Origin of the sequence: Streptomyces sp. NPDC004065 (genome assembly GCF_044903565.1) — a bacterium.
Classification (GTDB): Bacteria; Actinomycetota; Actinomycetes; order Streptomycetales; family Streptomycetaceae; genus Streptomyces.
Genome location: NZ_JBJDQT010000016.1, coordinates 37,843 through 49,611, shown reverse-complemented (window position 1 = coordinate 49,611; position 11,769 = coordinate 37,843). Strand labels below are relative to the sequence as shown.

General features: G+C 74.4%; 10 protein-coding genes. 7 read left to right on the top strand and 3 right to left on the bottom strand.

From position 1 onward, the window contains the following. The first annotated feature begins 31 nt into the window (after positions 1 to 31). The 3 genes from ACI2LW_RS18400 (at position 32) to ACI2LW_RS18390 (ending at position 3,373) form a co-directional block, all read left to right on the top strand. Positions 32 to 880 carry a GNAT family N-acetyltransferase gene (locus tag ACI2LW_RS18400; RefSeq protein ID WP_404732244.1) on the top strand — a complete coding sequence of 283 codons (849 nt, stop codon included), beginning with the start codon at positions 32 to 34 and terminating at the stop codon, positions 878 to 880. An 88-nt stretch (positions 881 to 968) separates the two neighbouring features. Further along, a complete protein-coding gene (locus tag ACI2LW_RS18395; RefSeq protein ID WP_404732243.1) occupies positions 969 to 1,541 on the top strand; it encodes a GNAT family N-acetyltransferase in 573 nt (190 codons plus the stop codon). 131 nt (positions 1,542 to 1,672) lie between these two features. Further along, positions 1,673 to 3,373, top strand: a complete 1,701-nt coding sequence (locus tag ACI2LW_RS18390; RefSeq protein ID WP_404732242.1) for a proline--tRNA ligase — start codon at positions 1,673 to 1,675, stop codon at positions 3,371 to 3,373. A 617-nt stretch (positions 3,374 to 3,990) separates the two neighbouring features. On the opposite strand, the gene ACI2LW_RS18385 is transcribed toward ACI2LW_RS18390, so the two are convergent. From ACI2LW_RS18385 to ACI2LW_RS18375, 3 genes are all read right to left on the bottom strand, one after another. Continuing rightward, entirely contained in the window at positions 3,991 to 4,902 is a 912-nt protein-coding gene (locus ACI2LW_RS18385; protein ID WP_404732241.1) for an aminoglycoside phosphotransferase family protein, read from the bottom strand. A gap of 179 nt (positions 4,903 to 5,081) precedes the next feature. Next, positions 5,082 to 5,564 (bottom strand): ferritin-like domain-containing protein, encoded by a 483-nt coding sequence (locus tag ACI2LW_RS18380; protein ID WP_404732240.1) that lies wholly within the window; start codon positions 5,562 to 5,564, stop codon positions 5,082 to 5,084. Positions 5,565 to 5,611: 47 nt separating this feature from the next. Further along, the gene (locus tag ACI2LW_RS18375; RefSeq protein ID WP_404732239.1) at positions 5,612 to 6,250 is read right to left on the bottom strand and encodes a hypothetical protein; all 639 of its coding nucleotides are present in this window, start codon (positions 6,248 to 6,250) and stop codon (positions 5,612 to 5,614) included. Positions 6,251 to 6,449: 199 nt separating this feature from the next. Between ACI2LW_RS18375 and rimP the strand changes: the two genes are divergently transcribed. From rimP to infB, 4 genes are all read left to right on the top strand, one after another. Beyond that, positions 6,450 to 6,971, top strand: a complete 522-nt coding sequence (rimP, locus tag ACI2LW_RS18370) for a ribosome maturation factor RimP (RefSeq protein ID WP_404732238.1) — start codon at positions 6,450 to 6,452, stop codon at positions 6,969 to 6,971. A gap of 2 nt (positions 6,972 to 6,973) precedes the next feature. Beyond that, complete coding sequence (gene nusA, locus ACI2LW_RS18365; protein ID WP_404732237.1) at positions 6,974 to 7,972, top strand: transcription termination factor NusA; 999 nt, start codon at positions 6,974 to 6,976, stop codon at positions 7,970 to 7,972. 90 nt (positions 7,973 to 8,062) lie between these two features. After that, on the top strand, positions 8,063 to 8,359 hold the full coding sequence (locus ACI2LW_RS18360; RefSeq protein ID WP_404732236.1) for a YlxR family protein: 297 nt from the start codon (positions 8,063 to 8,065) through the stop codon (positions 8,357 to 8,359). Positions 8,360 to 8,508: 149 nt separating this feature from the next. Next, positions 8,509 to 11,565, top strand: coding sequence for a translation initiation factor IF-2 (gene infB, locus ACI2LW_RS18355; protein ID WP_404732235.1), 3,057 nt, complete (start codon positions 8,509 to 8,511; stop codon positions 11,563 to 11,565). Positions 11,566 to 11,769: the final 204 nt, after the last annotated feature.

The window sequence follows — 11,769 nt, the reverse complement described above, 5'->3', positions numbered from 1 at the left end:
TCAGCCAAACCCCCAGCGTGAGGCCCCGTACGTGTTGACCCAGACCACCTCACGGGTGCTCGAACCGAGCGACCTGGACGCCGCGCTCGCCGTCCTCGACCGCGAGCCGGTCGCGAACGCCTTCGTGACGTCCCGCGTACGGGTCGCCGGACTCGACCCGTGGCGCCTCGGCGGCGAGATGTGGGGCTGGTACGAGGACGGCATGCTCGCGTCCCTGTGCTACGCGGGCGCCAACCTGGTCCCGATCTGCGCCACCCCGCGCGCCGTACGCGCCTTCGCCGACCGCGCCCGCCGCGCAGGCCGCCGCTGCTCCTCGATCGTCGGCCCCGCCGAGCCCACCGCCCAGCTGTGGCGGCTGCTCGAACCCAGCTGGGGACCCGCCCGCGAGGTCCGCGCCCGCCAGCCGCTCATGATCACCGACCGGCTGCCCTCCGACATCGCCCCGGACCCCTACGTCCGCCGCATCCGCAAGGACGAGATGGAGACGATCATGCCGGCCTGCGTGGCGATGTTCACCGAGGAGGTCGGCGTCTCCCCGATGGCCGGCGACGGCGGCCTGCTCTACCAGGCCCGGGTCGCCGAACTCGTCGGCTCCGGCCGCTCCTTCGCCCGCCTCGACCAGCACGGCAAGGTGATGTTCAAGGCGGAGATCGGCGCGGCCACCGACCGCGCCTGCCAGATACAGGGGGTGTGGGTGGCCCCGGAGTACCGGGGGAGGGGACTCGCGGCCCCCGGCATGGCGGCGGTGCTGCGCTACGCGCTGGCCGACGTCGCCCCGGTCGCGAGCCTGTACGTCAACGACTTCAACACCCCCGCACGGCGGACGTACCGAAGGGTGGGCTTCCAGGAGGTCGGCTCCTTCATGAGCGTGCTGTTCTGACCGGATGAGCGTGCTGTTCCGACCGGTGTTCCGGCCGGTGCCACCAGCACTGTTCTGAGGCCGGTGGGAGCCGGGTAGTCTCCCCGGCATGCCGCACTTTCCCGGTCACGCCCCCGGCCGCCGCCCCGACGACGTCGTGATCGGCCCCCTGGACCTGCCGGCCCGCGTGGACGAGGCCCTCGCCGTACAGGCCGTCGCCTTCGGACTCGGCCCCGACGAGGTCGCCGTACGCCGGCAGATCGTGCTGCGCCACATGACCTTCCCCGGAGCCCGCGCGCTCGGCGCCACCACCGCCGACGGCCGGCTCGCCGGCTTCGTCTACGGGATGCCCAACGACCGCGCCCACTGGTGGTCCACCGTCGTCGAGCCCTATCTGCGCGCCCGCGGGCACGACGACTGGCTCGACGACTCCTTCGTGATCACCGAACTGCACGTCCACCCGCGCCACCAGAACCTCGGCATCGGGCGCGCCCTGATCACCACCATCACCGACGGCGCCGCCGAGCCGCGCTCGATCCTCTCCGCGATCGACACCGACAGCCCGGCCCGCGCCCTGTACCGCTCCCTCGGCTACGAGGACCTGGCCCGTCAGGTCCTCTTCCCCAGCGCCCCGATGCCGTACGCCGTGATGGGCGCCCCGCTGCCGCTGCGGCGGCGCTGAACGCACCCCCGCCGCCGGCAAACCGATTTCCACCGGCCCACCCCGCCCGGCTAACCTCCTAGCCATCACCTTCCCCCCGCTCCCGGCTTCGCCGGAGCCGGGGGACCACCATCGGCAGGAGTACGACAACCATGGCGAACGCACCGGTCCAGCGCATGTCCCAGTTGATGGCCAAGACACTGCGCGACGACCCGGCCGACGCCGAGGTCCTCAGCCACAAGCTGCTGGTCCGCGCCGGTTATGTCCGCCGCACCGCCGCGGGCATCTGGAGCTGGCTGCCGCTCGGCAGGAAGGTCCTCGCGAACGTCGAGCGGATCGTGCGCGAGGAGATGGACGCCATCGGCGCCCAGGAGGTGCTGCTGCCCGCGCTCCTGCCGCGCGAGCCGTACGACGCCACCGGCCGCTGGGACGAGTACGGCGGCGAGCTGTTCCGGCTCAAGGACCGCAAGGGCGGCGACTACCTGCTCGGCCCCACCCACGAGGAGATCTTCACCCTGCTGGTGAAGGACCAGGCGTCCTCCTACAAGGACCTGCCGGTCATCCTCTACCAGATCCAGAACAAGTACCGTGACGAGGCCCGGCCCCGGGCCGGCATCCTGCGCGGCCGCGAGTTCCTGATGAAGGACTCCTACTCCTTCGACGTCTCCGACGAGGGCCTGTCCGAGTCCTACGCCCTGCACCGCGAGGCCTACCAGCGCATCTTCCGGCGCCTCGGCCTGGACTACCGCATCTGCGCGGCGACCGCGGGTGCGATGGGCGGGTCCAAGTCCGAGGAGTTCCTCGCCCCGGCCGCCGCCGGCGAGGACGTCTTCGCCGACTGCCCGAACTGCGACTTCGCCGCCAACACCGAGGCGATCACCTACGAGGTCAGCCCGGTGGACGGCTCCGCCGTGCCCGCGGCCGAGGAGATCCCGACCCCGGACACCCCCACCATCGAGACCCTGGCCGCGTCCCTCGGCGTCCCGGCCTCCGCCACGCTCAAGAACCTGCTGGTCAAGGTGGGCGGCGAGATCATCGCCGTCGGCGTGCCCGGTGACCGCGAGGTGGACATGGACAAGGTCGAGGCGCACTTCGCCCCGGCCGCCGTCGAACTGGTCACCGCCGAGGACTTCGTGGGCCGCCCGGACCTGGTCCGCGGCTACGTCGGCCCGCAGGGCCTGGAGAAGGTGCGCTACATCGCCGACCCGCGGGTCGCGCCCGGCACGGCGTGGATCACCGGCGCCAACAAGGAGCACACCCACGCCAGGAACGTGGTCGCCGGCCGCGACTTCCAGGTCGACGAGTACGTCGACGTCGTGGTGGTGCGGGAGGGCGACCCCTGCCCGAAGTGCGGCACCGGGCTCCGGCTCGACCGCGCCATCGAGATCGGCCACATCTTCCAGCTGGGCCGCAAGTACACCGACGCCCTCAAGCTCGACGTCCTCGGCCAGAACGGCAAGCCGGTCCGCGTCACCATGGGCTCGTACGGCATCGGCGTCTCCCGCGCGGTCGCGGCCCTGGCCGAGCAGCACGCCGACGACAAGGGCCTGATCTGGCCCACCGAGGTCGCGCCGGCCGATGTCCACGTGGTCGCCGCGGGCAAGGCGCTGCAGACCGAGCTGGCCCTGGACGTCTCGCAGAAGCTCGCCGCCGCCGGCGTCCGCGTCCTGGTCGACGACCGGGCCGGCGTCTCCCCGGGCGTGAAGTTCACCGACTCCGAGCTGATCGGCGTCCCCCGGATCCTGGTCGTCGGCCGCCGTGCGGGCGAGGGCGTGGTCGAGCTGAAGGACCGCCGCACGGGCGAGCGCGAGGAAGTGACGGTCGAGGAGGCCGTCACCCGCCTCACGGCCTGACCCGCCCCACACACACCGGCCGGCCCACCGCCCTCGCACCCTGAAGTCCGCGAGGGCGGTGGGCTGTATGGCTGTGGCCGGGGGCTGGTGCGGCGGCGCTGGTGTGTCTGTGGCCGGCGGGGTGGGGCACGTGTGCGCGGGGGCGTGGTCGTGCGGCACCGGCCGGCCCGCCCGGGGTGCGCGCCGCTCCCCGGCGGGACCGTGCACCGGTGGCGCGGGCGGTCCTCGGCCCGCGCGGCCTGAGCTCTGGGGGGGGTGGGCTGTGCGTCCGTGGCCGGGGGATCGGCACGGAGGTGCCGGTGCCGGTGCGGGCGCGGTTGGCCGGGTGAGCCGCGTGTCCGCGGGGTGCGGTCGTGCCGTACCGGCTGGGGAGGCACGCCGGGCCTGCGGTGGACGGCACGTGCGGCCGTGCGGCCGGGTCCGGTGTCCGCGCGCGTGCGGGACGGGGCCGCGCGGCCGTCTGCCCCCGCGCGTGAGCCCTGGGGCCGCGTGGAGACGTGGGGCCGCGCGCGGAGTCGGACGGGGCGCGGGCGGGCGGGGCGCGGGCAGGTGTGCGACCGGGGGCCCCGGCGGAGGCGGTGGTCGTCCGGGCGGGTGCCGCGGGGCGGGACGGCCGGTCAGAGCCAGGCGGCGAATTCCAGGAGGAGCTCCGCGTCCCGGGGGCGGCCCACCCGGCGGGCCCGGACGCCGGACTCCACGGCGCGGAACAGGGTCCACCCGCGCAGACGCTCCTGGTCCACCTCCAGGGACTCCGCGAGCCGTCTGATCCGCCGCCGGGTGGTGGCGGCCCCCGACGGGGAGGCGATCAGGTCCTCCACCCGGTCCCGGACCAGCCGGGCCAGGTCGAAGGCGGTCTCGCCGACGACCGGGTCCGGACCCACGGCCAGCCACGGCAGCCGGTCGGCCGCCAGCACCTTGCTCTGCCGGAACGTGCCGTGCAGCAGCCGCTCCTCCGGCGGCGCGGCCAGCAGCTCCGTACGGGCCGCGAGCGCCGCGTCCACCAGCGGCGCCAGCTCGGCGTCGCGTTCCGCGCCCGCCCGCATCGCCTCCGCCTGGCGCCCGGTCCGCTCGGCGACCGTCTCGAAGGAGTGCCCGGCGGGCGGCTCGACCCACAGCCGCCGCAGCGTCCCCGCGGCCTCCAGCAGCGCCTTCGCCTCGGGCAGCGACCGCACCGACACATCGGGGTGCAGCCGCTCCAGCAGCAGCACGCCCTCGCTCTCCGGCTCGGTCCCCGGCCCGCCCTCCAGCAGCTGCACGGCCCCGCGCCCGGCCCAGTGCGCGAGCGCGGCGCGCTCGCTCTCCGGACGGGCCCGGGGCGGTGCCAGCTTGAGCACGGCCGGTGTGCCGTCCGCCGTCCGCACCAGCAGCACCAGGCTGCTGCGCCCCCCGGGCACCTGCACCCGCTCGACGGTCAGCTCACGCAGCGCCACGGCCTGTCGCGCCAGTCCGGGCAGCCTCTCCAGCCAGTCGTCGTCCGGTGCCGTCTCACCGAGTGCCCGCACCAGTCGCCGCGGCGGTTCGAAAGCCATGCGCGAGTCGTTCCTTCCTCGACTTCCCCGACGCGTTCCGCGCTGTCGTCGTGCGCCGTCGGCGCCTGCCCCGCGGGGTGCGCGCCGTGGGCGCCCCGGCCCCTGCGCGCGCCTCCGCGGTCCCTCCGTGCGTCCTTCCGTGCGTCCCTCCGGGCGTCCTCACGCCCGTGCCGTCCGCCTCACGCGGGCGGTGTCGCCGATCCGGTGGTCGGTGTCGCCGGGCCGGTGGCGCCACCGGCCCGTTCGGCGAGACCAGGGAAGGCTACGCTCTCCCCGCGCCAGCGCACCGCCCGGACCGCCGCCTCGCGCAGCGCACCCGCCGCCTCGCGCCGCCGCGCGCCCCCGGCCGCCCGCACCAGGTCGGAGTAGACCCCGGCCACGCGTTCCTCCAGCTCGGCGGCGAACCGTACGGCCGTGGCGGAGTCCGTCACCGGGAACGGCAGAGCGTACGCCGCCGCGGCGGCCGCCGGACGCTCCCCCAGGTCCCGCACCTCGCGCGTGAGGGCGTCGCGCCGCGCACGGTGGGCGTCGTAGGCCGCCCGGGCCTCCGCGCGCCGCTCCTCGCCGAGACGGCCGCCGACCACGCCGTAGCCGTACACCGCCGCGTGCTCCGCCGCGATCGCCGCCTGGAGGGCCGTGAGCCACCCCTTGGCCGACCCCATGGCCGACCCCTTGGCCGACCCCATGGCAGTGTGTTCCGTCGCCCCGCTCACCTGTCGCCCTCCGTCAGCAGATACGCGTGCGCCGCCCCGGCCGCCGCCACCGAGGCCAGCAGCCGTGCCAGCTCGCCGGGCACCTCCCCCAGGCCGGCCACCCGGCGGTCGGCGAGCCCGCGCTCGGCGGCGGCCAGCGAGGCCAGGGCCTGCCGGGGAGTGGCCGGCACCCCACCGGACGGCGAGGCCTCGGCGCCCGCCGGCGCCCCGGACTCCGCCGCCGCGGTCCCGGCGGACGCCGTGGCCGCCGCCCGCGTCGCGGACGTCCCGGGCGCGTCCGGGGACGGGGTGCCCGAGGCGCCCGCCGAGGCGCCCGCCGACGCGCCGGGCGAGGCCGCCGCCGCGCCGCCGAACGCGTCCCGGTGCGCCACGACCTCGGCCCGCAGCGGCCGCAGCCGCTCGGCCAGCGCCGGATGCGCCGCGATCACCGCGTCGTACCGCTCCGCCAGATCCTGGCTGTCCCGGGCGGCACGCGCGCGCACCCGGTCGGCGAGCGAGGGGCCGCCGCCCGTGGCGGCGCCGGAGTCGTCGGGCCCGCCGGAGCAGCCCGTGAGCAGGGCGGCGCCCGCCGCCGAGGCGAGCAGGCTCCTTCTGCGCGGTCCCGCAAGGGGGCGCGGTGAGGGGGGCAACGGCACGGCAGACGTCCTCGGGGTGCGTACGAACGGAGCGACAGGGGCGGCTCGCCCGTGATCACCGTACCCGCGCCCCCCTCGGGCACCACTCAGCGGCACCGCCCGTGCCCAGGTGGACGGCAACACCCCCCGGGACCGGATACCCTTTGACCAGACACGCGCCCCATCCCACAACAGCACACGCGGCCGAGGAGTCACCCGGATGAGCACCACCCACAGCGAGAGGCTGCGAGAGCTCCTGGAACCGCTCGTCGCCTCCCAGGGACTGGATCTGGAAGAGATCACCGTGGACTCCGTGGGACGCAAGCGTGTGCTGAGCGTCGTCGTCGACTCCGACACCGGAGCGGACCTGGACCGGATCGCCGAAGTGAGCCGCGCGCTCTCGGCGAAGCTCGACGAGACGGACGCGATGGGCGAGGGGGAGTACCTCCTCGAGGTCGGTACCCCGGGCGCGGAGCGCCTTCTCACCGAACACCGGCACTACGTGCGCGCCACCGGCAGGCTGGTGAAGTTCCAGCTGGCCGGCGGCGGCGAGCTGGTGGCCAGGATCCTGCGGGTCGACGACGAGGGAGTCGACCTGGAGGTGCCCGGCGTGAAGGGCCGCCGGCCCACCGCCCGCAGACTCGCCTTCCAGGACGTCGCCAAGGCGCGCGTGCAGGTCGAGTTCAGCCGCAGGGACGGCAAGGACAGCAGCAGCGAGGACGAGAAGGAAGAGGAGGCGTAGCCGTGGACATCGACATGAGTGCCCTGCGGGGCTTGGTTCGGGAGAAGGAGATCTCCTTCGACCTGCTGGTCGAGGCGATCGAGTCGGCCCTCCTCATCGCCTACCACCGCACCGAGGGGAGCCGCCGCCACGCGCGCGTGGAGCTCGACCGGGAGACCGGGCACGTGACCGTGTGGGCGAAGGAGGACCCCGAGGACCTCGAGGAGGGCCAGGAGCCCCGCGAGTTCGACGACACCCCGTCCGGCTTCGGCCGTATCGCCGCCACCACCGCCAAGCAGGTCATCCTGCAGCGGCTGCGCGACGCCGAGGACGACGCGACGCTCGGCGAGTACGCCGGGCGCGAGGGCGACATCGTCACCGGCGTGGTCCAGCAGGGCCGCGACCCGAAGAACGTGCTGGTCGACATCGGCAAGCTGGAGGCCATCCTGCCGGTGCAGGAGCAGGTCCCGGGCGAGACGTACGCGCACGGCACGCGGCTGCGCTGCTACGTCGTCCGGGTGGCCAAGGGCGTGCGGGGACCGTCCGTGACCCTGTCCCGGACGCACCCGAACCTGGTGAAGAAGCTCTTCGCGCTGGAGGTCCCGGAGATCGCGGACGGTTCCGTGGAGATCGCCGCGATCGCCCGTGAGGCCGGCCACCGCACGAAGATCGCCGTCCGTTCCACCCGTTCGGGCCTGAACGCCAAGGGGGCCTGCATCGGCCCCATGGGCGCCCGGGTGCGCAATGTGATGGGCGAGCTGAACGGTGAGAAGATCGACATCGTGGACTGGTCGGACGACCCGGCCGAGATGGTCGCCAACGCGCTCTCGCCGGCCCGTGTCTCCAAGGTCGAGGTCGTGGACATGGCCACCCGGTCGGCCCGGGTGACCGTGCCCGACTACCAGCTCTCCCTGGCCATCGGCAAGGAGGGGCAGAACGCCCGGCTCGCCGCCCGGCTGACCGGATGGCGCATCGACATCCGTCCGGACACCGAGCAGACCGGTGCCCGGAACGGGGAATAGATCCCAGCCGCAGGTCGCTGAGATCACGACAACAACCGTTCGATTCCTGCCCCAAAAGGGTGAGGTCGGCGCGGGGAGGTAGACTTAGCTGTGTCTGGCCGGACGCCCGCCCGAGCATGCCCTGAACGCACCTGTGTGGGGTGCCGGGAGCGAGCGGCCAAGAAGGATCTGCTGCGCACCGTGGCGGTCGAGGGCGCCTGCGTCCCCGATCCTCGCGGTACGCTGCCCGGCCGGGGTGCGTATGTACACCCCGCCCTGGTCTGTCTTGACCAGGCGGTGCGCCGCCGGGCGTTCACGCGGGCACTGCGTGCCGCGGGAGCGCTCGACACAAAGGCGTTGCGCCGATACGTCGAGCGGACAACAGTTGTCGATCAGGCAACACCGTAAGAAGCGTGCCGTACGGAACCCCCCGTGCGGCCTGGTACCTCGCGAGTCGAAAGCAGGTCGAGATTGCGATGAGCACTCGATGAGTACGCGATGAGTACGCCCATGAACTAGCGACGGTCCGGCCGCAACCCGGACCTCAAAGGAGCGAAGTGGCTAAGGTCCGGGTCTACGAACTCGCCAAGGAGTTCGGTGTCGAGAGCAAGGTCGTCATGGCCAAGCTCCAGGAACTCGGTGAATTCGTCCGATCGGCGTCCTCGACGATCGAGGCGCCCGTAGTACGCAAACTGACTGACGCCTTCCAGCAGGGCAACGGCAGCGGCAGGTCCGCCAAGCCGGGTGCCCCGAAGAAGGCCGCCCCCAGGCCCGCCGCGCCTTCACCGGCGCAGTCCGGGGGTCCCTCCCGCGCCGCGAAGCCGGCGGGGGAGCGTCCGGCTGCCCCCAGGCCGCCGGCCGCCCCGAGGCCCGCGGCCCAGCAGCCCGCGGCCCCGTCGGCCCCCGCGCCGGGCCCGCGTCCGGTGCCGGGTCCCAAGCCCGCACCGCGTCCGGCCCCCGCGGCGCCGGCCACGCCGGAGTTCACCGCTCCGCCGTCGGCCCCGGCTCCGTCCCCGGCCGCCGCCCAGGGCCCGCGCCCCGGCGCCCGTCCGGGTGCCCCCAAGCCCGGTGCCGGCCGTCCCGGCGGTCCCGGCCAGGGCCAGGCCCGTCCCGGCCAGTCCGGCCCGCGTTCCGGCGGCCAGGCCCCGCGTCCGGGTGCCCGTCCGGCCGGCCCGCGTCCGGGCAACAACCCCTTCACCTCCGGTGGCTCCACCGGCATGGCGCGCCCGCAGGCGCCCCGTCCGCAGGGCGCGCGTCCCGGCGGCCCCGGTGCCCCCGGCGCCGGTCCCCGTCCGCAGGCGCCCGGCGCCCAGGGCGGCGGTCCGCGTCCGCAGGCTCCGGGCGGCGCCCGGCCGACCCCGGGCTCGATGCCCCGTCCGCAGGGCGGTCCGCGTCCCGGCCCGGCCGGTCCGCGTCCGAACCCCGGCATGATGCCGCAGCGTCCCGCTGCCGGCCCGCGCCCCGGCCCCGGCGGCCGCGGTCCGGGCGGTGCGGGTCGTCCCGGCGGCGCCGGCCGTCCCGGCGGCGGCTTCGCCGGGCGTCCCGGCGGTGGCGGCGGCGGTCGTCCCGGTGGTGGCGGCGGCTTCGCCGGCCGTCCCGGTGGCGGCGGTCCCGGCGGTGGCTTCGGCGGCGGCGGTGGCCGTCCCGGCTTCGGCGGCCGTCCGGGTGGTCCCGGTGGCCGTGGCGGCACGCAGGGTGCCTTCGGGCGTCCGGGCGGTCCCGCGCGGCGCGGCCGCAAGTCGAAGCGGCAGCGCCGTCAGGAGTACGAGGCCATGCAGGCCCCGAGCGTCGGCGGCGTGATGCTGCCGCGCGGCAACGGCGAGACGATCCGTCTCTCCCGCGGCGCGTCGCTCACGGACTTCGCGGAGAAGATCAACGCCAACCCGGCCTCCCTCGTCGCGGTCATGATGAACCTGGGCGAGATGGTCACGGCCACGCAGTCCGTCTCCGACGAGACGCTGCAGCTCCTCGCCGACGAGATGAACTACCAGGTTCAGATCGTCAGCCCCGAGGAGGAGGACCGTGAGCTGCTCGAGTCCTTCGACATCGAGTTCGGTGAGGACGAGGGCTCCGAGGAGGACCTGGTCGTCCGTCCGCCGGTCGTGACCGTCATGGGTCACGTCGACCACGGAAAGACCCGCCTGCTCGACGCCATCCGCAAGACCAACGTCATCGCGGGCGAGGCCGGCGGCATCACCCAGCACATCGGTGCCTACCAGGTCTCGACCGAGGTCAACGGTGAAGAGCGCAAGATCACCTTCATCGACACCCCGGGTCACGAGGCGTTCACCGCCATGCGTGCCCGTGGTGCGAAGTCGACCGACATCGCGATCCTGGTCGTCGCGGCCAACGACGGCGTCATGCCGCAGACGGTCGAGGCGCTGAACCACGCCAAGGCGGCCGACGTGCCGATCGTGGTCGCGGTCAACAAGATCGACGTGGAGGGTGCCGACCCGACCAAGGTGCGCGGTCAGCTGACCGAGTACGGCCTGGTGGCCGAGGAGTACGGCGGCGACACGATGTTCGTCGACATCTCCGCCAAGCAGGGTCTGCACATCGACTCGCTGCTGGAGGCGGTCGTCCTGACCGCCGACGCCTCGCTCGACCTGCGGGCCAACCCCCACCAGGACGCGCAGGGCATCTCGATCGAGTCCCGCCTCGACCGCGGCCGCGGTGCCGTGGCGACGGTCCTCGTCCAGCGAGGCACGCTGCGCGTCGGCGACACGATGGTCGTGGGCGACGCCTACGGCCGCGTCCGCGCCATGCTCGACGACAATGGCAACAACGTCGCCGAGGCCGGCCCCTCGACGCCGGTCCAGGTCCTGGGCCTGACCAACGTCCCGGGTGCGGGTGACAACTTCCTCGTGGTCGACGAGGACCGTACGGCCCGCCAGATCGCGGAGAAGCGCGCCGCCCGCGAGCGCAACGCAGCGTTCGCCAAGCGCACGCGCCGCGTGTCCCTGGAGGACCTGGACAAGGTGCTCAAGGCCGGCGAGGTCCAGCAGCTCAACCTGATCATCAAGGGTGACGCTTCCGGATCCGTCGAGGCGCTCGAGTCGTCCCTGCTCCAGCTGGACGTCGGCGAGGAGGTCGACATCCGCGTCCTGCACCGCGGCGTCGGTGCGGTCACGGAGTCGGACATCGACCTGGCCATGGGCTCGGACGCCATCGTCATCGGCTTCAACGTCCGCGCCGCCGGACGCGCCCAGCAGATGGCGGAGCGCGAGGGCGTGGACGTCCGGTACTACTCGGTCATCTACCAGGCGATCGAGGAGATCGAGGCGGCCCTCAAGGGCATGCTCAAGCCGGAGTACGAAGAGGTCGAGCTCGGCACGGCGGAGATCCGCGAGGTCTTCCGCTCGTCCAAGCTGGGCAACATCGCGGGTGTGCTCATCCGCTCCGGCGAGGTCCGCCGCAACACCAAGGCGCGCCTCATCCGCGACGGCAAGGTCATCGCGGAGAACCTCAACATCGAGGGTCTGCGTCGCTTCAAGGACGACGTCACCGAGATCCGCGAAGGGTTCGAGGGCGGTATCAACCTCGGCAACTTCAACGACATCAAGGTCGGCGACGTCATCGCGACGTACGAGATGCGCGAGAAGCCGCGGGCGTAACGCCCACGCCACCTGCGCACCGGCCGGCGGGATCCGTCCCGCCGGCCGGTGCGCGGTGCGCGGCCCCTGCCGCAGGGTCCGGCCCCGGGGTGGGCCCCCCCCCCCGGGGCCGGGGGGGGGGGGGGGGGGCGGGGGGGGGCCGCGCGGGGGGGGGGGGGGGGGTGTGGGGCGGGGGCCCCCCCCGCGGCGGGGGAGGCGGGGGGC

Coding starts and splice junctions, on each gene's coding strand:
- ACI2LW_RS18395 (WP_404732243.1), top strand. CDS start 969: ATGCCGCACTTTCCCGGTCACGCCCCCGGCCGCCGCCCCGACGACGTC.
- ACI2LW_RS18390 (WP_404732242.1), top strand. CDS start 1,673: ATGGCGAACGCACCGGTCCAGCGCATGTCCCAGTTGATGGCCAAGACA.
- ACI2LW_RS18385 (WP_404732241.1), bottom strand. CDS start 4,902: ATGGCTTTCGAACCGCCGCGGCGACTGGTGCGGGCACTCGGTGAGACG.
- ACI2LW_RS18380 (WP_404732240.1), bottom strand. CDS start 5,564: ATGGGGTCGGCCAAGGGGTGGCTCACGGCCCTCCAGGCGGCGATCGCG.
- rimP (WP_404732238.1), top strand. CDS start 6,450: ATGAGCACCACCCACAGCGAGAGGCTGCGAGAGCTCCTGGAACCGCTC.